We start from the raw sequence: 22,753 nt of genomic DNA, 5'->3' as shown, positions 1-22,753 counted from the left end.
AACACAGTACCCCACCGGAGAAAGGCCCGACAGCCATGCGACTTGCCTCTGTAGCAACCCCCGATGGAGATCACTACGTAGCGATTGTCGACGACGCAGAATCCAGGAATTTTCTTGATTCTGCTGCCGTGACAGTCCGGCCGTTGCATGGCTTTTCTGCTGCGCAGACCCCGGTACGCAACGTCGGGGAATTATTAGCCATCCCAGGATGGCGTGAGCATCTCAACGAAGCTTTGATCGAGTCCGGTGATCCGGTAGACATCGCCAAGAGTGAGCTCGATACTGTCATTCCCTGGCCCGGCAAGATTATTTGTCAAGGCCTTAACTACGCCGAGCACATTCTCGAGATGGGTCGTGATCTTCCGGATTATCCGACGCTGTTCACAAAGTTTCCCGAAGCACTAGCCCGCCCCTATGCGGATGTCGAGGTGCCTGCAGACAAAGCCACGCAACTCGATTTTGAAGGCGAGCTTGCCGTCATTATCGGCGACTACGCTAATGAGGTGAGCGCTGCTGAGGCCAAAGATTATATTGCCGGCTACGCGGTTTTTAATGACTACACTTTGCGGGACGCGCAGCGGCGCACGCCCCAGTGGCACCAAGGCAAATCTTTCCGTGCCAGCAGTGGTTTTGGCCCGTGGGTAACGACCCCGGACGACTTTGATTTTTCCACCGCAAGCCTGCGCACCTACCTCGATGACGAGTTAATGCAAGAGGCTCCGTTAGCCGATCAGGTTTTCCCACCGGCGGAGCTCATTTCTTTCATTTCGCAGATATACCCTCTGCGGCCAGGTGATGTGATCGCAACCGGAACCCCAGACGGCGTCGGGTTTGCGCGAACCCCGCAACGGTTTATCCGCGATGGCGAAACCGTCACGATCACCATTGACGGGCTAGGAACTATTGCGAATACTACCCGTATTACGCATCATCGCTAACGGAGTCTGGTGACTCACCCGTGACATTGACGCTGGCCCATTGGCCTACAGCATCTTCGATGCTGAGACCGTCGGCCAGTTTTTCTTCCAATTCTTCTAAAGCACGGTCATCGACTAACCGAGTGACCTTTTGAATTTCACCGGTCGTATCTCGATCAAATAGCCGTGAGCTAAATAGTGGAGTGAAATCCTGCGGCAGCGCATCGCCTGCGTGCGCGCATCCTTCAGCAGAAGAAGGTGCAGTCGTCACAATATCCGGCGGGAGCAGCCCCATCACTTCACGATGCATCTGTTCATGAATATCTGCGGTATTCGGTTCTTGCCCATCCACATCGTCGACAAGCTGTTTAGCCAACGCGGGGTGAAGTTCTTCCACGAAAGTACCGGTGCATGTGATCATCAAATCGGCCTCACCCGTGCGCAGCAATTCCCAACGCTCCGCGGTGGTTGCACCTTCGGCAGCAATCACCTGCGCCTTTCGACCAACTTCGCGCAGCGTGTCACGATAAATATAAGCCCAGAGCACCTGCTCAGTCGAAGAACTATCAGCAGTAATACGTACTGCGTGGTTTTCGTCCAACGAAGCACCGAATCCAGACCCCGCCTGCCCAGGAGTACTTGCTCCCACAGCACCAGTTGTGTCGTCAGCCGACGTACATCCCGCCAGCAGCAGGACTAGGCCTGCACATGCTGCTGATAGCGAGCGATTTCTCACGTATTTAATGGTAGCCACGCTGTGCAGTTTACAGATTCACCAGCAGGACTAAGATGGACACTAATGAGTGCCATTACAGAAACTGCAGTCCGCGAAGCATTAGCGCGCGTCGAAGATCCCGAGATTGGAAAGCCAATCACTGATCTCGGCATGGTGAAATCCATTGCCATCGACGGCGCCGACGTCAACGTCGAAGTTTATCTGACAATCTCTGGGTGCCCGATGAAATCGACCATCCAGTCCAATACCCAAGCCGCCGTCGAGGACATCGATGGTGTGGAAAATGTTTCGGTTTCGCTCGATGTCATGAGTGATGAGCAACGCCGAGAGCTGCGTAATTCTTTGCGCGGTTCGCAGCGGGAACCAGAGATCCCTTTCGCCAAACCAGAAAGCACCACCCGCGTATTTGCGGTGGCTTCCGGTAAAGGCGGCGTCGGTAAGTCTTCTATGACCGTCAACCTGGGTGCCGCGTTGGCAAACCAAGGGTTGAAGGTCGGCATTGTTGATGCTGATATTTACGGCCATTCGGTGCCAAATTTACTCGGTTCTACCGAGGCGCCGACGGTTGTCGACGATATGTTGCTGCCGCCGCAGGCACATAACCTGAAGTTTATTTCCATTGGTCAGTTCGTTGAGGGCAACGCACCTGTTGTGTGGCGTGGCCCTATGCTCCACCGGGCAATTCAGCAATTTCTTGCCGACGTCTTCTGGGGCGATCTCGATATCCTGCTATTGGACCTGCCTCCGGGAACCGGTGATGTCGCGTTATCGGTTGCGCAGTTGATTCCCAATGCCGAACTGCTGGTGGTTACCACCCCTCAGGCAGCCGCCGCAGAAGTTGCGGAGCGTGCTGGTTCGTTATCGCAGCAAACTCGGCAGCGCGTGGCAGGTGTGATCGAGAATATGAGCGCAATGGTTTTGCCTGATGGTTCCACTATGGATGTATTCGGCTCCGGTGGCGGCGAGATCGTGGCGCAGCGCTTGACGACGTTGGTCGGCACCGACGTGCCGTTATTAGGGCAGGTTCCGCTAGATCCTTCGCTGCGTTCCCGCAGTGATCAGGGCACCCCGGTGGTCTTGTCTGAGCCGGACAGCCCTTCGTCACAAGAGATCACCAAAATTGCTGATGGCCTAGCGAAACGACGCAATTCCCTGGCCGGTAAACCACTCAGCCTGGGCGTGAATTAAGTCTTATTCAGGCTGACCGCGGCCTCGTTGCGTTACGACGCCGCGCTGGCTGCTAGCCGTATTAATTCACCGCACTAAATAACATCGGTCCAGCTAAATTCGGCTTTTCCTCCACCACTATTCGGAGAGTGCATTCCCCGCGGTGCTTGTGATTGCGGTCGTGACTGCACGTGTGATTGCGCTTGTGACTGTTGGTTTCGTGGAGTCTGGTTGTGTGACTGCGGCTTAGCTGGATTAGCTGCTGGCCCGCGCGAAGCAGTCGATGCAGGGCCTTCGTCTTTCAGGATCGTGCGCGGATCAAACTGCTGGAAGAAATCATCATCTTCGTCGAACAGCGTTTTCGCGATGGCTGCACGCGGGCCCATGCGACTAAGCTGGCTGACTTTTTGAATAGGTTCTCGGAATTGTTCAAATTCTGAACCAAGTTCCTCAAACTCGCCATTGAGTTCTTGTTTCGCGTTATTGATCGCTTTCCGTGCCGCAAAAACCGCTGCGCGGACGTCCTGCAGCAACCCGGGTAGACGTTCGGGACCGATGACAATGATCGCCACCACAATGATGACGCCTATCTCCGACCAACCGATATTGGAAAACACGAATCTATCTTAACGTCTAAGCGCCGTTATTTCTCGGTTGCTATTTACCGTTGCTACTGCGGCGCACCGCTCGGGCAAGTTTTTCCAAACGCTCGAGCAGATCAGGCTGTTTCTGGGAGCGCTCAGCATGCTCAGCTCGGGGATTTCCCGCAGAGGCAGAAGTTTTTCCCCCTATTTCCGAGACTTCAGCGGCTTGGCCTCTATTGCCTTCTGTTGAATTGTCTTCTGCTGCAGCGCTAGCGTCACTAGCACCACTGGCATCACCGGCGATGCGGCGTAATCGGTTCAGTAGCGATTCCGAAACTTGCACCTGATCATTCCCGTTGCAGCTGCGCAGGGCTTGCGCCGCGTGCCGTTGTTTGTGCACGTCGTCACGGCAGTTTTCGCACAATACCAAGTGCACCCGGGCATTATGAGCAGACTTGCTGGACATCTCGCCATCAACAAAAGCAGCGACGGCTTCTGGGCCCAAGTGGTCAAAGCGACGCCGGGTCTTTGGGGTCTTCGGGGCGCGCTTAGGTTTGTCTGAACCAGACTGCGTCGAAGGCGTCTTCGTAAAAATTGCTTCGCCTCCTGTGTAACTACTGTGCATTGTGCCCCACGATTTTAGCGGGTGCGCAAAAGGATCTGCGTTTCTTCGTTGTGTACCGCGTCATCTTCTAGGCGGGCACGCAATTGGGAGCGGCCACGGTGGATCCGCGAGCGCACGGTACCCATTTTGACTCCCAGCGTAGCGGCGATCTCCTCGTAGCTCATCCCCATTACGTCGCACAAAACGATGGCAACACGGAAATCCGGGGCTAGCTCATCCAACGCTTTTTGCAATGCTGGGTCCAAATTGGCGACGTTATACGCTTGTTCGGGGGTTATCCCATTACCGGCAAATCGTTCATAATCTTCCGGGAGCGATTCCATCCGGATCTTCGACCGGTGCCGTACCATATCCAAAAATAGGTTCGTCGTAATGCGATGCAGCCAACCAGCAAAAGTGCCGGGTTGGTAATCCTGCAGAGAACGAAAGACGCGCATAAACGTTTCCTGCGTAAGGTCCTCGGCATCCTGCGGGTTACCAGCGAGACGAAATGCGAGTCGGTACACACTGTCAGCGTGCTCGGCAACTAGCTCGTCCCAGCTAGGCATAGCTCCAACGCCTTCGTCGAAAGCTTCTGTTCCGCGCAATTTTTCAGCAGGCTCCGCGCCTTTGGTATTTTTCGCGTTTTCTGGCTTTCCTGCGTTTTCTGCACTGTGCTGACAGTACTGGCTGTACTGGCTGTACTGGCTGTACTGGACACCCTCCGGCAACGTCATGCTCATTATTGTGCTACACGTCTCTCAATAAAGCCAGCCCGGTTGCTGAGCATTAACTGTGAATACGTAGCAGCCTAGATTTTGGCCCAGCCTTCCCCGCTACAAGGACAAAGCACAAAGACTGATTTAGACTGTTGGTGTGTCTACTTCAGAAAATTCCCCGTACACTTCGTCGGTGTCAGCAATGCTTGGATACATCAACTCCACTGCCGTGGTTTCTGAAGGCTTGCAGGCAGCGCATGCCCACGCCGCGGAATACTCGTTACCAGCCCCTGATGCGACGGTGGGCCAATTATTGACCACGCTTACCGCCAGCGCGACGCATCCGGATAATCCAAAAAGCGCCGGAGTCATTGCAGTCAGCCCGGCATCGAGCGTCGTTGGGTTGTATCTTCTGCAGGGGCTGCCAGACAAAGGTGTGCTCACCTGCATTGACCCTGAAGTGGAACATCAGCAACACGCCAAGCAAGCTTTTCGTGAAGCCGGGTATGGACCATCACGGATTCGCTTCTTGCCCTCGCGCCCGCTCGACGTGATGGGCCGGTTAGCCACTGCTGCCTACCAGGTAATTTATGCCGATGTCACGCCGACCGACCTACCGAAGCTCGTCGAACTCGCCTGGCCTTTGCTGGGGCAACGCGGCACCTTAGTTTTAGCTAATTCGCTTCTCGACGGCACGGTGGCTGATTCTTCGCGGAATGACCGTGCTACCCAGGCTGCGCTGGCTGCCGACGAGTATTGTCGCGAACTCGATGGCGCGATCGTCACCCGGCTCCCGCTGGGGTCTGGGCTGACGCTGGTCACCAAGCTTTAATCACAAAGCTCTAACTACAAGGCTCTATTCGCCAAACTCTTAGCCCCAACTCACCGACTCCTGCACGATGGCGCGAACATCACTACCCTGGTCGGGAGTTCAATGACGCAAGGAGAAATCATGACGGAAATCCATCGACCGGAACTCCACATCACCCCGGAACACGGTGTACTTGATGCCCCCGCTGGAGTTCTGCTCGACGGCAATGATTGGCACGTGTTCTACCAGTATCGCCCAGAGGTTCCGGGCCCCGCACGCTGGGCACATACTGTCTCTCAGGGCGACCCATTCTCATGGTTTGAATGCGATGATGTCCTCGCACCAGTCGGCGGTGAGCTCACTGTTCGTGCCGGTTCCGTCGTGCCTATCGATGGCGAAGGTGAGCAGGATGCCAACCTGTATTTCACCTCAGTGACCTCCGGCGGCACCAATATTCAGCTCGCAAAAATGCGGGAGCTCACCGCAGATTGTCCACTGTCGGAAGACCGCGCAGCATTAAACCCGGCGGTTAACCGGGTCTCGGCGGTATTGGAAACACAGGAAGGTTTCCAACGGTTTCGTTCCCCGTGCGTTGTACCAAATTGGGAAACCCCGGTGGACCGCGAAGCAGGGCATGCGGGCTGGTTGATGCTTGCCCTGACCGGTGATGCGGAAACCCCCACTCCGGTTATTGCCACTTCTCAGGACGGCCAATCCTGGGACCTGCAAGGCGCACTGGAATTCGATGGCGAGATTGGCTTGGACCTGTCCCCGGAGGAAGGCCAACTGTCGACAATCGTCGCACCGCGTATTCTGCGTTTGCGTGATGAAGTCGACGGAGAAATCTACGATATTTTGCTGTTGACCTTGGAGCGCGCAGGCATCGATATTTCCGGTTATTTGGTCGGCACGTTGCGCGGCACCACCTTCCATGTACGCAGTGCGTTCCGCCGTATTGATCACGGTCATGATTTCACTCGTCCACGTAACACAAACACCACCAAAGGCACCACGGTGCGTGGGTCCACCATAAAATCACACAATCCGGCTGATTATTACACCGAGGCGGCGTTGTTCGGTTTCATTAATGGCATCGGCCGCCATGATGACCCCACCGAGCATCCATCGCTTGTCGAAGAAGGCTGGGCCAACGCCCTCACGCTGCCACGCATGATTTCACTGCAAGATGGTCGCTTATATCAAACCCCTCCAGCAGGCCTGCCAGAAGCAATTACGTCATCGGAGCGCGCCCACGCCTATACCGTGCTTTGCGAGGTCCCTTCCGATGAAGACTCTGCACTGACAGTCTCGCTTTTCGACGCCGATGACAACGAAACCGCCCGCATCACGCATACTGGTCACACGCTCAGCATCGACCGTAGTGTCGGCCCTAGTGATCGTTATCGGGATGAGGCACCAGCCACCGCAGAACTTGCCGACAGCGACAGTGATTCACTGACCATCATCGTTGATGGCTCGACGGTGGAGGTATTTGCCGATGGCGGCTGCGTCGCTATGACCTCGCGGGTATATTTCGCTGGCGGCTGCTCGAGAATCGACGCCTCCACCACCGGTGCTGCCAAGATCGAGCGCGACTGGCACCGCAGTGGCCACGAGCACTAGCCAATAATTTCGGTTACCTGCTCGTGGCGTAGTTGGGCGCGGTTGGTTTTGTGAAACAGTCGATCCTGCCCCGGGCGGTCACCGTCATAGTTTCTGGTAAGCCTGCCAGCCGGTGCTCTAATTCTTCAGCGCTAATGTGCCGCGCAGACGGACTCATTTTCACCTGGGCGGCGATCGAGGCTTTTTCTAACCGCATGGCGAATTCAATCGTGCGCGGGCTACCAATTGGCTCGAGAATCCCGTGTGCCTGCTGATATAACCGCGCGATTTTGTCTTCTTCCACCGACACGATCCCCAGTGGTTTCCGCAGCTCATCCAGGTGCCCGGTATCTGGTGTGAGTACTACCACTTGCCCGGCAGGTTTTAATACCCGGGCGAATTCTGGCATATTTCGTGGTGCGAACACGACCGAAAGTGCATCAGCGCAGTCATTAGCAAGCGGTAGCCTGCGCCAAACATCAGCAACCACCGCTCCAACCCGCGGATGACATTTCGCTAGTTGCTTTGCCGCAGGCGTCGAAATATCTAATCCGACCCCGCGAGCACCGGAGATGCTGTCGAGGCTATGAGATAAATAATATCCTGTGCCCGCGCCGGATTCGATGATGACTGGTGCCGAATCTTGGCTAGATTCCAGTGACGATTCCGTCGCCGCCACCATCGCCTCGGTGACCGCTTCAACAAACGGCGCAAAATGCCCTCCGGCAAGAAACGTCTCCCGGGCTTGGATCATGCCAGCACTATCGCCATCATGTTTTCTTCCCGCCCCGGCAAGCAAACTGACATAGCCTTGCTTAGCGACGTCAAAGCTGTGTCCGGATTCTGACACTAACCGGCGAAAGTCGTTGTCTCCATGCAGTGGAGTGCCATCGTTGGGGTCAGCGAGTACATCAATTACCTCAGCAAGCATGGTGCTAGATTATCCTTCGTTTATCCCGCGTGTTTCTTCTGGTTGTTCAGCTGTCTGCTGTTGCGTATCGGCAGTCTTGTCAGCAGCCGTATCTGCGGGCCCTCCGGCATCGGCGTCGTTCTGCTGAAAATGTTCCAGTTCGCTGCGTAATCTCGTGAGCTCACGCTGGCATTCGGCTAAAACAGCATCGACTTGATCAGCACGATATCCGCGTGGAACCACCGAAAATTCCACGGCGTCAAGGTCTCCCGCAGCCACTGCCTGCCGATTCGCTAGCCCAATCGCACTGCAATTTTCCGCGTGTGCGTAATCTGCATACGCATCGCTGTTGCTCGCACCGCTGACTCGGGCGGCTGCATCATCGGCACCATCGGTTCCGAAAAGTTTGGCCCACGCCACGACCCCACATATCACGATGATCGCGGTAATAATGAGCAGAAAAATCCATGACAAAAAGATCGTCACTGTTATTGCACCCCATAATCGTGTAACGGCGCACGTTCTACAAATGCGCAGTCTTTTCGCACAGAATCTGGCACCAGGCCGGCGCGCTGGCTAATCGTAGTCGCGACAATATCTGCCATCGGTGCAAGTTCGGCTAATGGTTTGTTTCGGTGATGGCGGGTACCAAGTTCTACCTGGGTAACCGCTGGAACCCCGAATTTTTCTGCGGTATCAATGAGCAATCCAGCCTCCACACCGAAACCGCCGACGAACGGCAACTGCAGCGCTGCTGAACGGCGAATCGCATATTCTCCTCCCAGCGGTTGTGCTATTTGCGCTAATTCAGGAAAAAATAGCCGCAGCAGCGGCTTCGCGGTTAATTCTGTAACGCGGCCTCCACCGTCGCTCGCGCCGTGGAAGCCGCGGCGATAGATGGGTTTTACGAGTTGCAACCTGGCATCGTTGGCTAACGGCTGCGCCAACGAACGCACTAATCCGGCAGGTGGATCGACCAGATCCGCATCGACGAACACCACAAAGTCGTGTCGTGCCTCAGCTACCCCGCGCCAAAGCGATTCTCCTTTTCCCGGCAAAGGCACAACCCCACGCCCCGGCGCGGCGTCCTGCCAGTTGACCACGCGTGCCCCCGCGCTCCTAGCACGCGTTGCGGTGTCGTCGGTGGAATCCGCGTCGATGACGATGATTTCACCTGGTGCTTCGTCCTGGATGGCGGAAACCACCGAGGCAACAGTGTTTTCTTCGTTCAGCGCCGGGATGACGACACTCACGTGACGCATAAAGTCGATCCCGCGAAAGACGCGATCGTGAGCGTCTGAGCCTTGCCGTGGTCTCATAACAGCCCACGGATGGTGTTATCGGGTGCTCGGTCGCCGCTGATTGCAGCAGTCATTTTGATGACGTCTAAAGTCTCTGCCACTTCGTGTACGCGGAATGCGGCTACTCCACGGGCCGCCGCCCAGGCCGTGGCTGCCAGCGTTCCCACTACTCGTTCACGCGGGGCACGTTGCAGGGTCTCGCCAATGAAATCTTTATTCGACAATGCCATCAGCACTGGCCAGCCGGTAGCAACGAGCTCATCGCAGCGCCGCAGCAATTCCAGGCCATGGAAGGTATTTTTTCCGAAATCATGAGTGGGATCGATAAAAACTTTGTGCTCTGGGACCCCACACGATACTGCACGTTCGGCCAGGGCTGTGGTCTGCTTAATGACATCGGCAACCACATCGTCATAGTGAACCCGGTGTGGCCGGGTACGGGGTGTATTAACCCCCGTGTGCGAGCAGACATATCCCACTTGGTGTGCCCCAGCAACCTCGATTAATTCGGGTTCATAGCCTGCCCACGTATCGTTGATCAATCCAGCGCCGGCTCTAATAGCGGCGTCGGCAACATCGGCCCGCCAAGTATCAACAGAAATCGTGATTTCTGGATGACGTTCGTGTACAGCAGAAATCGTCGGGATAACGCGATCTATTTCTTCTGCAGCCGTGACTTCTTCGCCGGGGCCTGCTTTCACTCCGCCGACGTCAATGATGCTCGCACCGTCGGCAATGGCCTGATCTGCTCGTGCCAGCGCGGAATCTTCAGCAAAGGTCGCTCCTTTGTCATAAAACGAATCCGGGGTGCGATTAATAATCGCCATGATCTCAGTCATGCACATCTGCCTCTGCAATGCGCGTGTGCACGGAAACGATGTGCTCAACGGCTTCCTCGACATCGTCGGTAAGAATAAACAGATCCATATCAGCGTGATCAATCATGCCTTCGGCTAACAAGCGCTGTTGCAACCAATCCACCAATCCCGACCAGAATTTCTTACCAACCAACACTATGGGGAAACTCGTGACTTTTTTGGTTTGCACCATGCACAGCACTTCAAAGAGTTCATCGAGGGTCCCCAACCCACCTGGTAAGCAGACGAAGCCTTGCGAATACTTCAAAAACATCGTCTTGCGAGCAAAAAAGTAGCGAAAGTGAATTCCCAGCCCAATATAGTCATTGAGCCTCTGCTCAAAGGGCAGTTCGATGCCAAGCCCGACGGATCGCCCGTCCGACTCGAATGCGCCTTTATTAGCTGCTTCCATTAGTCCTGGACCGCCACCGGTGATCACGGCATAATCGCGTTCCACGAGTCGCGCCGCGATCTGTTCACCCCAGTCATAGTATTGGTGGCCCCGCGGGATCCGAGCTGAGCCGAACACAGTGACGGCTTTCGGGAGCTTGGCGAGAGCGTCGAAACCAGCAACAAATTCGCCTTGGATACGCAAAATGCGCCACGGGTCCGCGTGCATCCAGTCGTGATCAGCGGATCGCTCCAGTAACCGCTGGTCATAGGTCGATTGAGACTGGGTCTCATTACGCGTGATCACGGGACCACGCATGCTAGCATCACGCCGCGGCGAACGGTCCGCAGTGGGTTCTGCGTTCGTACTACGTGCCGACGCCGACGAGCCGCCTGTGGCACCAGTGTGGGAAGGATCTGCAGCCATGTGAGAAGCCATAACTAGGAAGGTATTTCTTCTTTCTTCAGGTAGTCAATAAGTTGATCCGCGACCTGGGTAATCTGCGCCGTCGGGCATTGTTCATCGGGTTTGTGTGCAAAACCTGGATCGCCGCAACCAAAGTTCACCGCCGGTACGCCCATCGCACTGAACCGGGACACATCCGTCCAGCCCAGTTTCGCACGGAAATTACCGCCCACTGCTTCAACCAGACGCTGAGCCACGGGCGCTCCGAGTCCTGGCAGTGCAGCGCCAGCGCTGTCATCAACCTCCACATACAGGGGCGAGTCGTCGGCAAGATCATCCAATCCCAATACCTCGAGCGCGTGCGCTAATGCCTCGTCCTCGCTGCGATCGGGCGCGAAGCGGAAATTCACAAACATCCAGGCATCATCGGGAATCGTGTTGGTTGCCACGCCTGCCTCCAGGTGCACGATATTCAGACCTTCGCGATACGTGCAACCATCAATGACCACCTCGCGTGCTTGATAGTCTGCAACCTTCACCATGACCGGGGCCAAAATATGCGCTGCATTGGAACCTAACCATGACCGCGCCGAATGCGCTCGGTGCCCGCGCGCCCCGATTTTCAGCCGCAAAGTCCCCTGGCAACCGGCCTCAATGATTCCGCCGGACGGCTCTCCTAGCAGGGCGAAATCGCCGGATAGCCATTCCGGGTGATCACGCTGCAGATGGTACAAACCGTTGTATTGAGTAGCGACCTCTTCGCCCTCGTAGGCAATCATCGTCAGATCACACGACAGATTTCCGTGATGCACTAGCTGCGCAAAAACATGCAGGTACACGGCCAAACCAGACTTCATATCTGTCGTGCCGCACCCATGCATTACTAACTGCCCCGCAGCATCGTGAGCAATAGAATGCGGAACGTTATCGGCAATCGGAACCGTATCCACATGGCCTGCGAGTACCACGCGGGTATCGAACCCCGCATTAGTCTTTGCACACACTGTGTTGTTATAGCGCTGCACCTCGATATCTACAGCCGCTTGCTTCTGTACATCTATTAATGCCATCTCGATGGCATCGGCAATGGTGTCTTCATGATGGGATGGCGACGCAATATCCACTAACGCCGCGGTCAGCGCTACTGGATCAGAGTGAAAATCCAAGCGCAGAGCGGATTGAGGGGATTGTTTGCCAGAAGGCTGGGCAGATTCTGCTTGTTCCGTGCGTGGTTGAGTGTCTCGGGCTTCTGGTGTATTCACAGTCACCTAGCCTACCGCGATTTTTCCAATATTCGCGAGGGCTTCAGGATGGTGTTCATAGATTGCGGTATTGCCAACCACGTGGTGCCAGCCTGCAAACCGTAACGTGCATTTATTACACCCCAAGACGTGATCCAGCAAACGTTCTGGGCTAGGGTGTTTATATTCTGCGAGGACGAGAAAGGCGCTAATCATGACGCAACCGCAAGCCGGGTCATCTCCGGCACAAAAACAGGGTGGGAACCTGATGAAAACCCGACACCTGACCATGATGGGACTCGGCTCTGCCGTGGGTGCGGGATTATTCCTGGGAGTCGGCCTAGGCATCCAAATCTCGGGTACTTCAGTTTTATTGTCTTATATCGTGGCCGGAATCTTGGTCACCCTCATCATGCGCATGTTGGGTGAAATGGCCGCCGCTCGCCCCTCCCTCGGCTCCTTTTCGACGTTTTCTGGCATGGCCTTCGGCAACTGGGCACGATTCACCAACGGTTGGATCTACTGGTTCATGCTCGTCATGGTCATGGGCGCAGAAATCACTGGTGCCTCCGCCATCATCGGCAGTTGGTTCGGTATAGCTCCAGTCATTCCGGCATTGATCACCGTCGTATTTTTTGCTTTGGTCAACTTCGCTAATGTCCGCGGCTTTGGCGAATTCGAATTCTGGTTCGCCATCATCAAAATCGTGGTCATTGTGGGATTCATCGGCATCGGCTTGTTGATGATCTTCGGTCTATGGCCGGGTGCAGACGGCGCAAACCCCGGTGAATTTGTCGAGAACTTCGCCCCGAATGGGCTTTCCGGAATCGCTGCTGGCTTATTGGCAGTAGCCTTCGCATTCGGTGGTATCGAATTGGTGACCATCGCGGCTGCTGAGTCGGAAGACCCAGCGAAAAACGTGAAAACTGCGGTCAATGCGATTATTTTCCGAATTCTGTTCTTCTACATCGGCTCAGTGCTGGTGATCACGCTGCTGCTGCCGTTTGATTCCATCCAGGATGCAGACGTTGCTGCAGAGTCACCATTCACCCAGATCCTCTCACTGGCTAATATCCCCGGCGCAGCCGGATTCATGGAATTGATCATCGTCATTGCGCTGTTGTCAGCGTTTAATGCGCAGATTTATGCCACCTCACGTCTGGTGTTCAATATGAGCCGAGATGGCAACGCCCCGGCAGTGTTTTCCCATACCAACAAGGCCTCATCGCCGCAGAATGCAGTTATTTTGTCCGTGATTTTTGCCTTCGGTTCGGTTGCACTGCAATGGTGGAATCCTCCAGGACTGTTAGCATTCCTGTTCAACGCCGTTGGCGGATGCTTGCTGGTCATTTGGATCCTCACAATTTTGTCGTACCTGAAGCTGCACCCAGTGATGAAACGCAATGGCGAACTCGATGAGTTCAAAGCCGGCTTCTACCCCTGGGATGGATACATCTCACTGGCAGCGCTGGCTGGAATCATCATCTTGATGCTCACCGACGCCGGAGCTCGCGGCCAGTTGGTAGCAGTCGCTGTACTCGTTGCCATTTTGCTGGTTGCGGCAGTATTCGTCGGGCAAAACCGCAAACGTAAAGGTTTGTCCAACGTCGTCAAGCAATAATCGTGGCCCAGAAATAAGCGTCGAGGGCGCTAAACTAGCGTATCTTTTTCGGGTATGCTCGTGTCAGCAAAGGCGAGTCACAACTATAACTTCACTCACAAGTGTGGCTCGTGATGACAGTCCCCGATAAAGAATAGGTTGCAGCTTTTCTATGACTTCAGCATCGGCACGCGGACTTGCCACTGTTACCCACGATGGCACGGTTCTCGACGTCTGGTATCCAGCGCCAAAACTTGGAGAATCCGTCTCCACCAGCGCAACAAACAAACTGGATGAGGTTCCACAGCAATTTGCTGATCTCGTTGGCCCAGACGAAGAGCGCGGAGTCGCTCGGATCGCCGTACGCACAGAGATCGCAGACTTAGATCAGGCACCACAAGACACCTACGATGCGTATCTGCGTCTCCACCTTCTGTCCCACCGCCTGGTCAAGCCACATGAACAAAACCTCGAGGGCCTGTTCGGCCTATTGGCCAACGTCGTCTGGACGAACTACGGACCATGCGCAGTGGATGATTTCCAAATGGTGCGGGGCCGATTGGCCAGCCGCGGGCCAGTAATCGTCTACTCCGTCGACAAATTCCCACGAATGGTGGACTATGTCGTCCCATCAGGTGTGCGCATCGGCGACGCAGACCGCGTACGCCTAGGCGCCTATCTCGCAGAAGGCACCACCGTGATGCACGAAGGCTTCGTCAACTTTAATGCCGGAACCTTGGGCTCCGGCATGGTCGAAGGCCGTATTTCGGCCGGCGTGGTCGTCGATGACGGTTCGGATGTCGGCGGCGGCGCTTCGATCATGGGCACCTTGTCGGGCGGCGGCAAAGAAGTCATTTCCGTGGGCAAACGCTGCCTGCTGGGAGCTAACGCTGGAATCGGCGTCTCCCTGGGCGATGACTGCGTAGTAGAAGCCGGACTCTACATCACCGGCGGTACCAAATTAACCGTCTTCGGTTCCGTGGCAGAAGCCATCGGGGTCTCGAATGGTTCCACGGTCAAAGCCAGCACACTCAGTGGCGCCAGCGGAATCCTATTCCGCCGGAATTCGGTATCTGGCTCGGTCGAGGCTACGGAATGGAAAGCCTCTGCTGTACAACTCAACGAAGATTTGCACAACAACTAGTGACAAACTAGTTGTACAACGCTAAGTTGCTGGGGAGTCGAGGACCACTCGGCTCCCCTTTGGGCTTTTCCGAAACGTCCAGACTTTATTGATCACAAAATTCACTGGCATCGAAACCAGGATTGACATGGCGCTCGCCCAATAAAACTTTGTACGCAACCCAGTAGAATCATCAAAGATGTGCTCTGGCAATGCCATGGGCGATTCGGGGTTCATCAGCAATACCAAAACAATTTGCGAAACAACCAGTGCGCCAAGCCCTGTGACCATAAATGGTACTAATCCACGGAGCCACCCGACGGAGGAAACACCTCTGAATGTCCAGGAACGGTTAAGTTGGTAGTTCCAAATATTCGCAACGACAAACGCCACTATGGTGAACACGTTGTACCAACGAATATTAAAATCCGTGTTTAACAAGGGCAGAAAAATTTCGCGTTCATTGAGCGCGAAGGCCGCCTCAGCAAATTTTTTGCAGAGATACACCACGGTGAGATTGACGATGACCCCAGAACCGCCCACCATCCCAAATTGGATAAATTGGCGGAAGTGCGCAAGCGCCTGCACCGTCTTGGGTGAAGATTCGACCACACAGTCCCTTTCGACGACCGAACAAGAAACAAACAGCAGCAAAAAGCTACTGCTCTGCGCGCAACCGGGCTACGGCTGCATCAATGCGTTCATCGGTTTCAGTCAACGAAACGCGCACATGGTTTTTACCCTTCGGGCCGTAGAATTCTCCGGGCGCGACAAGAATACCGCGTCGAGCAAACCAATCAACGGTGTCACGGCATGGTTCATCGCGGGTCGCCCATAAATACAATCCGGCCTCAGAATTATCAATCCGGAAACCAGCGTCCAGCAGCGCACCTAATAGTTGTGCGCGACGGCGCGCGTAACGCTGTTTCTGCTCCAGTTCGTGAGCATCGTTATCCAGAGCGGCCACCATTGCCTCTTGAATGGGCCCAGGCACAATGAGACCTGCATGCTTGCGTGCCTGCAGCAGCGCCGAAATGATTTCCGGGTCGCCGGCCAGGTAACCAGCCCGGTACGACGCCAGGTTTGACGTTTTCGACAGCGAGTGGATAGCAAGCAAGTTAGTGGTATCGCCATCACACACCCGTGGGTCCAGAATAGACAGGGGTTGATCTTCGTCTTCGCCTTGCCAACCTAATCCCAGATAACACTCGTCCGAGGCGACGATGACACCACGCGACTGCGCCCAGCCCACTACTTTGCGTAAGTGCTCGATGCCCAAGACTTTGCCTGTCGGATTCGACGGGCTGTTGATATACAACAAATCTGGTTTTGCTGGACCAATTTGGGTAAGCGAATCTGCGCGCAACACATTCGCACCCGCCAACCGCGCAGAAACCTCATACGTTGGGTATGCCAATTCTGGAATGACAACGGACTTCGCTCCCAGCAAAGTGGGCAACCAGGCAATCGCTTCCTTCGTACCAACGACAGGCAGCACGGATTCGGCCTGCATATTATAACGCCGCTGCAAGGCAGCAGAAATGGATGCGCGGAGTTTTTCGGTGCCTGCTGTTTGCGGGTACCCGGGTGCTGCACCAGATTCTGCCAATGCCAATTGAATGCCTGGAGCGACCGGATCAACCGGTGTACCTACAGACAGGTTCACGATCCCGTCGGCATGGGATTCTGCCGTTTTCTTGGCCTCGGCCAAGCTATCCCACGGAAAATCTGGGAGCGAAGGTGTGCGCATCATCGTTTCTTATCCTTAATCGGTCGTGTACAGCCGATTTTATCCCAGGCGAGCTGGCGTCGCCCCTGGATGCCACCGGAGATTTAAATCTCGACGTCCTGATTTTGCGGAGGCAGTTTTGTAATCATCGGATGGTCGAAATCTTGTGGTCCTAAGCCCGCAGCTCCGCCCGGAGATCCAAGGTCATCAAAGAAGCCAACGTTTGCATCGTAGTATTCTTCCCACTCATCCGGGGTATCGTCTTCATAGAAAATTGCTTCTACCGGGCAAGCTGGCTCACAAGCACCGCAGTCGACGCATTCATCCGGGTGGATATACAACATGCGCTTGCCTTCATAGATGCAGTCAACCGGGCATTCTTCCACACAGCCGCGGTCCATCACGTCGACGCACGGCTGGGCAATGATATAGGTCATGGGTTCTCCTGAATACTTTGTGCTGTTTCGGTACGACGGCTTCTTCTTTGGTGTTTGTGGTAAGCAATGACCGGCCAAGCTGCTCCTGCCAGGACGGCACACACCAAACCCACCACGTACGCAACCGCAGCTGACGTGGGCAACATCAGCCAAACCACACCCATCCAGATTACCGTGGGAAGTAGCTGAACAAGGTAGTTCGACGACCACAACGTGGCGGTTTTCACCAAAACCAGGCACCAGCCGAAGGCTAATGGGATAGTCCACGGCAGGCTCGTAACCTTGAGTTCGATGGTAGCGGGCAAATACTGCAGACAAAAAACTGCACCGACTGCAGCGAAAATGCTCAGCCAGACGAGGGCTCCGACAACCTCTCCGCGACTGAATTCGGTGCGTATTACTCGTTTACCCACCGATGCTGCTCCTGTGCACGCGCAATCGGCCCAGGACCAAACGGTAGCTGATAATGCTCGGTGCGAGTTATCGGGTAGGCATACAAGTTTGACAGGGCATAAACCCCAGCGAGCGCGTCATCGTGGGTGGTCGTCACGGTCTCTGGATTAACTTCCGAGGCCCGGCCGTCGGCAAGCCACACTTGCGTGGCGTGGGCAGCCATGGCCTCGCGTTTTGCTGTAACTTCCGCCTCAGATAGTTCCAAACCCACATCGGTAATCTCGTCAGTGCCATTGAATAAATATTCCTGGCTGGGCCACTGCCAGCCTGCTGGCAAAGCGAATCGTTTCTGGCCTTCCACAACCCCGTCGCGGTACAAAACTGTCCACCAGACTTCGGGGTCGATGCCGTCGGCATGCACCCGGGATAACGCCTCATGTGTGGCATCATGCGCAGCAATGTGATCCGGATGCCCATATCCTCCGTCAGGACCGTAGGTAATTACCAGATCGGGTTGTTCTGCCCGCAAGAACTTCTCGACGGCAGTGGCTGCACTATCGACGTTATTGACCAATGCCCGTGGATGTTTAGCAGACTCCGACCCTGCCATACCCGAATCACGAAGATTTATTCTTTGGCCACGTACTCGCAAGATATCGAGGGCGTCGGATAATTCATGCAGACGAAACTCGGCTAAATCCTCCACGATTTCCGCTCGCCCAATAATCTCGCCTTCTTCACCATTCGTACACGTCAAAACGGTGACCTGAGCACCTTGCCGAGCGAAACGTGCCAAGGCGCCGCCTGTCCATATTGCTTCATCATCCGGGTGCGCGTGTACCGCCAACACCTTCATTGCTCTACCTCCAGCTACATTTCTGTCTCATGCCGATGCACGGGGTGTCATGGGTTTATAAATCAGTTCAACGTATCAGCAGCATGCGGTTATTAGTTAAGGTTCTGGGATATCCGGTTCCGCGGTCAGTGGAGCTGCAGCCCGCTTATCAGCGGAACCCGTTGGATCTGCTGGACCTGCCAAATCCCAATATGGGGCCAATTTTAACCCGGCAGGCCAGTCGCCTAATTCTGGTTCCGGCCCCACCATACCGCTGCCGAGAATCCGAATTCGTCGCTCATCGAGCACCGGGATGTGCAGGATATGATCCGATTCCAACGTCGAAACCAATTGGCTCGCTCGATCATTATCTACTGCCCCACTAAGCACGTCTGCCCACGCGTTTTCAACCTCGGGTGCACACTGCGGTAACCAATCAGCATATGCAGTGTTGGTCGCTGGTGCACGACAGAGCAACTCATCGGCAATGTTCAATGACGTCGTGCTTGTATCGTTCCAGCTAATTACCGCATCGACAGCACCATCTGGTGCCAATTCTTCGCTGATTGAGACAAAATCATCGGCCACCACTTCCGCGGCTACACCGGCTGCTACCATCCGATCCACGAGAACGCTCGCGGCGGCATTGGCCACGGTATCGGCCGGATCTGCTGCAATCCGAAGCGGGCGCCGGTTGCTCGTCTGTTGCCGCAAAAGGCTTACGTGCTGCTCAGCCACTTCCCCGGGCCCCATCGTGCCATCGCCTACTGCGCCCCCATCGCTACCAACCGTCTTGGCGGCATCGTCCGAGTGTCCAGGAACCCGAAGGTCAGTACGCCGACCAGTCGCCTGCACCGCGAGCGAAGAAATATCGAGCGCACGCGCAAACTCTGCACGCATGTCGTGGTCCCGGAAAATTGGGGATTGGCTCAGTAGCTCCACCTGCAGCTGTCGCGAAGTATTCAAACGGAACACCTGGGTACCTGGTAGAGCACTATACGATAAAAATGTCGTTTCTCCGGGCGTGAGATCAGCGAATGCAATCTGCCCGGAACGCATGAGATTAAGTCCTTGCGCTGGATTGCGAATCTCGGTCAATTCCAGCACGTCGATCCGAGCAGGATCAGCACCCCAGAAACGATCATTGCGGTGCAAGGTTACCTTTCCGCGAGCCCAATCAACGCCGTCAATGTGATAACGGCCTGCGCTAGCAGGGATTTCCCGAGCTGCCGAAAACGGCGCATTCATCAAATGCGCAGGTAATAAATAGTGGAATAATTCGCGCCAGTCATTGACACGTTGCGAGAACTCCACATCGACAATTTTGCCACCGGCGGTAGTCGTGATGTTCGAAATCGCGAAATAGCCAGCAGCACCGACCACCCCCGGCGTGGACGTCATCTGCTGCCACAAATAAATAAAGTCTTCACCCGTGATTGGGGTGCCATCGGACCACTGTGCCTGGGGTGAGATTTCATAGCGTACCTTCTGGACGACGGGCTGGTCCGCCGGATCCACCTGTTGCGTGGATGTGCCTCCCGACGACTCAGATTCGGCCTGGTGCTCGTCGCTTCTGGTGTGGTGTTCACGCACTGGAACTTCTTCTGCGGAATCTAACAGCTCCGTGATTTCACCGTTGACAAACGCCGACGGCAACACAAGCGCGGCGATATCGTCGACGACGGCTTGTTGGTTAGCTTTCAGGTGCGGGTTCAAACCAAAATGGATCGGGTCGATGCCGACACCAACCTGGGACTTTTCCGCTGGATTTCGGCGATGCTCGCGCTCTTCCGCGTCGGATTCACCTGGACGAGACTGCCCTGCTCCGGCTTCTGACGCCGATGGGTTGTCTCCGCGAGCAACATCAGCAGCGCTGGATTCAGCCTCTTGCCCGGTCTCAATTGGTGGTGGGCCAGGATTAGCCACACATGCGGTCAACAAACCAGCAACAGCCACGATGGCACCAGGAAACATTCGACGACGCCGGGTCTTTCCCGAACCAGCATCTGTGTCTTCCGCAGGCAATGCGGCTGTTTCGTGTCTGCGCATCATGGCTGTAAGTATTCTTCTTAGCTCACTTAAGTGCCAAGAGTTCTGGGCTATCTGGCTTGCGTGGCTGTCTGCCTATTTCTGGTTTTTCGCACGAGATGCAGCGCGACGACGCTCAGCAGCGTTAAGCTCTACCTTGCGCACGCGCAGTACCTCTGGCGCAACTTCGACGCATTCGTCGTTGCCACAGAATTCCAGTGCTTCTTCCAGCGACAGAGTCTTGGCTTTTGCCAGGGTGACGGTGGTATCCGCAGAAGCTGCACGCATATTGGTCAGCTTCTTTTCCTTCGTGATGTTGATATCCATGTCTTCATCACGGTTATTGGCACCAACAACCATGCCTTCGTAGGCTTCTGCGCCTGGTTCCACAAAGAAGTTGCCGCGGTCAGCCAGCGACATCAGCGCAAACTGGGTGATCTTGCCGGAACGGTCCGCAACGAGCGAACCGGTGGCGCGAGACTTGATCTGTCCGGCCCACACGTCCATGCCATCGGACATGGAGTTCGCGATACCGGTACCGCGGGTTTCTGTCATAAATTGCGTGCGGAAACCAATCAAACCACGGGCCGGAATGCGGAAGATCATGCGGACCCAGTCGCCTTCTTTGATGTCCATGGATTGCATCTGGCCTTTTCGACCAGCCAACAGCTGGGTCACAGCACCCTGGAATTCGCTCGGGACATCAATAGTGATGATCTCGTAAGGCTCGTGCACCTGACCATCAATGGTTTGCGTGACAACTTCCGGCTTGCCGACGGTCAGTTCGAAGCCTTCCCTGCGCATGGATTCAATCAAGACAGACAACGCCATTTCGCCGCGTCCCTGCACCTCCCAAGCATCTGGCTTTTCGGTGGGCAGCACGCGCAGCGAAACGTTACCGATCAGTTCTTGGTCCAGGCGGTTTTTCAGCAAGCGGGCGGTCATCTTGTCGCCACCGCCGCGGCCAGCCAATGGCGAGGTATTCACGCCGATGGTCATAGAAATTGCTGGCTCATCGACAGCGATGCGTGGCAGTGCCTTCGGAGATTCTGGATCAGCGACGGTATCGCCGATCATAATTTCCGGGATACCAGAGATAGCGACGATATCACCAGCGATTGCTTCTTGCGCCGGCTGGCGGTCGAAACCTACGGTACGCAGCAACTCTGCGACCTTGACAGTAGTGGTCTTTTCATTGCCGTCTTCGTCGTAATGAATCCACGCAACCTGCTGGCCTTTGGTGATCTTACCGGCGTATACACGCAGTAGCGCGAGACGTCCCAAAAAGTCCGAGGAGTCCAAGTTAGTGACGTGCGCTTGCAGTGGAGCATCAACGGTGGCGGATGGTTCCGGCAAAACGTCGTAGATAACATCGAACAATGGCTGCAGATCCTCAGAATCTGGCACATTGCCATCGCCCGGGTTCTCCGTCGAGGCTTTGCCTTCGCGGCCAGAGGCGTACAGGACAGGCAGATCCAGCAGTTCTTCGGCTGCCGCGGCAGCTTCTTCGTCTTCGAGGCCAGCTGCGATTTCCAAGAGTAGGTCTTGGGATTCTTGCACGACGTCGTCGATGCGGGCATCTGGACGGTCCGTTTTGTTGACGGCGATGATCACCGGCAGCTTTGCTTCCAAAGCCTTGGTGAGAACGAATCGAGTTTGTGGCAGTGGACCTTCGGCGGCGTCGACAAGCAGCACTACGCCGTCAACCATCGAGATTCCGCGCTCGACCTCACCACCGAAGTCAGCGTGGCCCGGGGTGTCGATGACGTTAATAATAAGGTCGGCGCCGTCTTTACCCAGCCCCTTACGACGGACCGCAGTGTTTTTCGCGAGGATCGTAATGCCACGCTCTTTTTCCTGGTCATTCGAGTCCATGACGCGATCATTGACTTCGCCATGTTCACCGAACGCACCGGATTGTTCGAGCATTCCGTTGACGAGCGTGGTTTTGCCATGGTCGACGTGTGCGACGATTGCGACGTTGCGGAACTCAGTGTTCACAGTACTCCTGAAAGATTGTGGGTTTTAACGCTTCAACGATACTCGCCTTGCAGCCGACATGCATCTTCTTGATCGCCCCATCCCCCGCGAGCTCCAACCCCAACCCCGTAAATCGAAAACAGCACAATCCCCAATACGGCAAACAACCTGACAAACAGCCCAGCAAACACCCCGGGAATTAACCATTGCGTTAAGTACTGTGGGCCACTAACCTTATAAAAATTGTGACAGATGTTGCGTTTGTTATTAGAGTGACAATAGTAAATACCAAGTAAGCATCACCAGAGGCAAAGAAATACCTGCACAGCCGTTACACTCAGGCACTGACCGCAGGCAGACTTTATCCCCAAACCCGGTACACG

General features: G+C 55.3%; 22 protein-coding genes. 6 read left to right on the top strand and 16 right to left on the bottom strand.

Annotated features, from left to right (window positions below; genetic code table 11):
* Window positions 1-35: 35 nt before the first annotated feature.
* Window positions 36-938 carry a fumarylacetoacetate hydrolase family protein gene (locus tag B142_RS0102510; RefSeq protein ID WP_018119972.1) on the top strand — a complete coding sequence of 301 codons (903 nt, stop codon included), beginning with the start codon at window positions 36-38 and terminating at the stop codon, window positions 936-938.
* Here the strand turns inward: B142_RS0102510 and B142_RS0102505 are convergent.
* Window positions 922-1,671: a type 2 periplasmic-binding domain-containing protein gene (locus B142_RS0102505; protein WP_126843874.1), complete on the bottom strand. Its 750-nt coding sequence runs from the start codon at window positions 1,669-1,671 to the stop codon at window positions 922-924. The two genes, B142_RS0102510 and B142_RS0102505, sit on opposite strands and share 17 nt — an antisense overlap.
* Window positions 1,672-1,716: 45 nt before the next feature.
* Here B142_RS0102505 and B142_RS0102500 point away from each other — a divergent pair, with 45 nt between their 5' ends.
* Window positions 1,717-2,841, top strand: a complete 1,125-nt coding sequence (locus B142_RS0102500) for an Mrp/NBP35 family ATP-binding protein (protein WP_018119970.1) — start codon at window positions 1,717-1,719, stop codon at window positions 2,839-2,841.
* A gap of 74 nt (window positions 2,842-2,915) precedes the next feature.
* On the opposite strand, the gene tatB is transcribed toward B142_RS0102500, so the two are convergent.
* The 3 genes from tatB to sigE are packed head-to-tail and all read right to left on the bottom strand — an operon-like array spanning window position 2,916 to window position 4,751.
* Complete coding sequence (gene tatB, locus B142_RS0102495; RefSeq protein WP_018119969.1) at window positions 2,916-3,437, bottom strand: Sec-independent protein translocase protein TatB; 522 nt, start codon at window positions 3,435-3,437, stop codon at window positions 2,916-2,918.
* Window positions 3,438-3,477: 40 nt separating this feature from the next.
* Window positions 3,478-4,029 (bottom strand): hypothetical protein, encoded by a 552-nt coding sequence (locus tag B142_RS12820; RefSeq protein WP_018119968.1) that lies wholly within the window; start codon window positions 4,027-4,029, stop codon window positions 3,478-3,480.
* Window positions 4,030-4,043: 14 nt separating this feature from the next.
* Window positions 4,044-4,751, bottom strand: a complete 708-nt coding sequence (gene sigE / locus B142_RS0102485) for an RNA polymerase sigma factor SigE (RefSeq protein WP_018119967.1) — start codon at window positions 4,749-4,751, stop codon at window positions 4,044-4,046.
* A gap of 178 nt (window positions 4,752-4,929) precedes the next feature.
* Here sigE and B142_RS0102480 point away from each other — a divergent pair, with 178 nt between their 5' ends.
* Together B142_RS0102480 and B142_RS0102475 are read left to right on the top strand one after the other, a co-directional pair.
* Window positions 4,930-5,559, top strand: coding sequence for an O-methyltransferase (locus tag B142_RS0102480; RefSeq protein WP_018119966.1), 630 nt, complete (start codon window positions 4,930-4,932; stop codon window positions 5,557-5,559).
* A 120-nt stretch (window positions 5,560-5,679) separates the two neighbouring features.
* Window positions 5,680-7,161 carry a GH32 C-terminal domain-containing protein gene (locus tag B142_RS0102475; protein WP_018119965.1) on the top strand — a complete coding sequence of 494 codons (1,482 nt, stop codon included), beginning with the start codon at window positions 5,680-5,682 and terminating at the stop codon, window positions 7,159-7,161.
* A 13-nt stretch (window positions 7,162-7,174) separates the two neighbouring features.
* Here B142_RS0102475 and B142_RS0102470 read toward each other — a convergent pair whose 3' ends face one another.
* From B142_RS0102470 to dapE, 6 genes are all read right to left on the bottom strand, one after another.
* Complete coding sequence (locus B142_RS0102470) at window positions 7,175-8,071, bottom strand: methyltransferase domain-containing protein (protein WP_018119964.1); 897 nt, start codon at window positions 8,069-8,071, stop codon at window positions 7,175-7,177.
* 9 nt (window positions 8,072-8,080) lie between these two features.
* Entirely contained in the window at window positions 8,081-8,536 is a 456-nt protein-coding gene (locus tag B142_RS13935) for a DivIVA domain-containing protein (RefSeq protein WP_018119963.1), read from the bottom strand.
* 2 nt (window positions 8,537-8,538) lie between these two features.
* On the bottom strand, window positions 8,539-9,312 hold the full coding sequence (locus B142_RS0102460; protein WP_049168439.1) for a glucosyl-3-phosphoglycerate synthase: 774 nt from the start codon (window positions 9,310-9,312) through the stop codon (window positions 8,539-8,541).
* 53 nt (window positions 9,313-9,365) lie between these two features.
* Window positions 9,366-10,190, bottom strand: coding sequence for a dihydropteroate synthase (gene folP, locus B142_RS0102455; RefSeq protein WP_018119961.1), 825 nt, complete (start codon window positions 10,188-10,190; stop codon window positions 9,366-9,368).
* Window positions 10,183-10,917, bottom strand: coding sequence for an LOG family protein (locus B142_RS0102450; RefSeq protein WP_026167770.1), 735 nt, complete (start codon window positions 10,915-10,917; stop codon window positions 10,183-10,185). The genes folP and B142_RS0102450 overlap by 8 nt, the downstream gene beginning before the upstream one ends.
* A gap of 122 nt (window positions 10,918-11,039) precedes the next feature.
* Complete coding sequence (gene dapE, locus B142_RS0102445; protein WP_026167769.1) at window positions 11,040-12,176, bottom strand: succinyl-diaminopimelate desuccinylase; 1,137 nt, start codon at window positions 12,174-12,176, stop codon at window positions 11,040-11,042.
* Window positions 12,177-12,459: 283 nt separating this feature from the next.
* Here dapE and B142_RS0102435 point away from each other — a divergent pair, with 283 nt between their 5' ends.
* Together B142_RS0102435 and dapD are read left to right on the top strand one after the other, a co-directional pair.
* Window positions 12,460-13,866: an amino acid permease gene (locus B142_RS0102435; RefSeq protein ID WP_018119957.1), complete on the top strand. Its 1,407-nt coding sequence runs from the start codon at window positions 12,460-12,462 to the stop codon at window positions 13,864-13,866.
* Between the two features lie 151 nt (window positions 13,867-14,017).
* Complete coding sequence (dapD, locus tag B142_RS0102430; protein WP_018119956.1) at window positions 14,018-14,989, top strand: 2,3,4,5-tetrahydropyridine-2,6-dicarboxylate N-succinyltransferase; 972 nt, start codon at window positions 14,018-14,020, stop codon at window positions 14,987-14,989.
* Between the two features lie 21 nt (window positions 14,990-15,010).
* On the opposite strand, the gene B142_RS0102425 is transcribed toward dapD, so the two are convergent.
* The 6 genes from B142_RS0102425 to typA form a co-directional block, all read right to left on the bottom strand.
* On the bottom strand, window positions 15,011-15,514 hold the full coding sequence (locus B142_RS0102425; protein WP_049148251.1) for a GtrA family protein: 504 nt from the start codon (window positions 15,512-15,514) through the stop codon (window positions 15,011-15,013).
* Window positions 15,515-15,626: 112 nt separating this feature from the next.
* Window positions 15,627-16,721, bottom strand: a complete 1,095-nt coding sequence (gene dapC, locus B142_RS0102420) for a succinyldiaminopimelate transaminase (protein WP_018119954.1) — start codon at window positions 16,719-16,721, stop codon at window positions 15,627-15,629.
* An 80-nt stretch (window positions 16,722-16,801) separates the two neighbouring features.
* On the bottom strand, window positions 16,802-17,134 hold the full coding sequence (fdxA, locus tag B142_RS0102415) for a ferredoxin (protein WP_018119953.1): 333 nt from the start codon (window positions 17,132-17,134) through the stop codon (window positions 16,802-16,804).
* A 397-nt stretch (window positions 17,135-17,531) separates the two neighbouring features.
* Window positions 17,532-18,383 carry a PIG-L family deacetylase gene (locus tag B142_RS11630; RefSeq protein WP_018119951.1) on the bottom strand — a complete coding sequence of 284 codons (852 nt, stop codon included), beginning with the start codon at window positions 18,381-18,383 and terminating at the stop codon, window positions 17,532-17,534.
* 96 nt (window positions 18,384-18,479) lie between these two features.
* The gene (locus B142_RS11625) at window positions 18,480-20,414 is read right to left on the bottom strand and encodes an ABC transporter substrate-binding protein (protein WP_018119950.1); all 1,935 of its coding nucleotides are present in this window, start codon (window positions 20,412-20,414) and stop codon (window positions 18,480-18,482) included.
* Between the two features lie 72 nt (window positions 20,415-20,486).
* Window positions 20,487-22,391, bottom strand: a complete 1,905-nt coding sequence (typA, locus tag B142_RS0102395; RefSeq protein ID WP_018119949.1) for a translational GTPase TypA — start codon at window positions 22,389-22,391, stop codon at window positions 20,487-20,489.
* Window positions 22,392-22,753 lie beyond the last annotated feature (362 nt).

The sequence above is a fragment of the Corynebacterium propinquum DSM 44285 genome (assembly GCF_000375525.1).
GTDB lineage: Bacteria > Actinomycetota > Actinomycetes > Mycobacteriales > Mycobacteriaceae > Corynebacterium > Corynebacterium propinquum.
The sequence above is the reverse complement of the archived record's forward strand: the minus strand, read 5'-3'. Positions and strand labels throughout refer to the sequence as shown.

What these genes read in the sequence shown, in the direction of transcription:
- B142_RS0102510 (WP_018119972.1), top strand. Translation starts at nt 36, where the DNA reads ATGCGACTTGCCTCTGTAGCAACCCCCGATGGAGATCACTACGTAGCG.
- B142_RS0102500 (WP_018119970.1), top strand. Translation starts at nt 1,717, where the DNA reads ATGAGTGCCATTACAGAAACTGCAGTCCGCGAAGCATTAGCGCGCGTC.
- B142_RS12820 (WP_018119968.1), bottom strand. Translation starts at nt 4,029, where the DNA reads ATGCACAGTAGTTACACAGGAGGCGAAGCAATTTTTACGAAGACGCCT.
- sigE (WP_018119967.1), bottom strand. Translation starts at nt 4,751, where the DNA reads ATGAGCATGACGTTGCCGGAGGGTGTCCAGTACAGCCAGTACAGCCAG.
- B142_RS0102480 (WP_018119966.1), top strand. Translation starts at nt 4,930, where the DNA reads ATGCTTGGATACATCAACTCCACTGCCGTGGTTTCTGAAGGCTTGCAG.
- B142_RS0102475 (WP_018119965.1), top strand. Translation starts at nt 5,680, where the DNA reads ATGACGGAAATCCATCGACCGGAACTCCACATCACCCCGGAACACGGT.
- B142_RS0102470 (WP_018119964.1), bottom strand. Translation starts at nt 8,071, where the DNA reads ATGCTTGCTGAGGTAATTGATGTACTCGCTGACCCCAACGATGGCACT.
- B142_RS0102460 (WP_049168439.1), bottom strand. Translation starts at nt 9,312, where the DNA reads ATGCGTCACGTGAGTGTCGTCATCCCGGCGCTGAACGAAGAAAACACT.
- folP (WP_018119961.1), bottom strand. Translation starts at nt 10,190, where the DNA reads ATGACTGAGATCATGGCGATTATTAATCGCACCCCGGATTCGTTTTAT.
- B142_RS0102450 (WP_026167770.1), bottom strand. Translation starts at nt 10,917, where the DNA reads ATGCGTGGTCCCGTGATCACGCGTAATGAGACCCAGTCTCAATCGACC.
- B142_RS0102435 (WP_018119957.1), top strand. Translation starts at nt 12,460, where the DNA reads ATGACGCAACCGCAAGCCGGGTCATCTCCGGCACAAAAACAGGGTGGG.
- dapD (WP_018119956.1), top strand. Translation starts at nt 14,018, where the DNA reads ATGACTTCAGCATCGGCACGCGGACTTGCCACTGTTACCCACGATGGC.
- B142_RS0102425 (WP_049148251.1), bottom strand. Translation starts at nt 15,514, where the DNA reads ATGGTGGGCGGTTCTGGGGTCATCGTCAATCTCACCGTGGTGTATCTC.
- dapC (WP_018119954.1), bottom strand. Translation starts at nt 16,721, where the DNA reads ATGATGCGCACACCTTCGCTCCCAGATTTTCCGTGGGATAGCTTGGCC.
- fdxA (WP_018119953.1), bottom strand. Translation starts at nt 17,134, where the DNA reads ATGACCTATATCATTGCCCAGCCGTGCGTCGACGTGATGGACCGCGGC.
- B142_RS11630 (WP_018119951.1), bottom strand. Translation starts at nt 18,383, where the DNA reads ATGAAGGTGTTGGCGGTACACGCGCACCCGGATGATGAAGCAATATGG.
- B142_RS11625 (WP_018119950.1), bottom strand. Translation starts at nt 20,414, where the DNA reads ATGATGCGCAGACACGAAACAGCCGCATTGCCTGCGGAAGACACAGAT.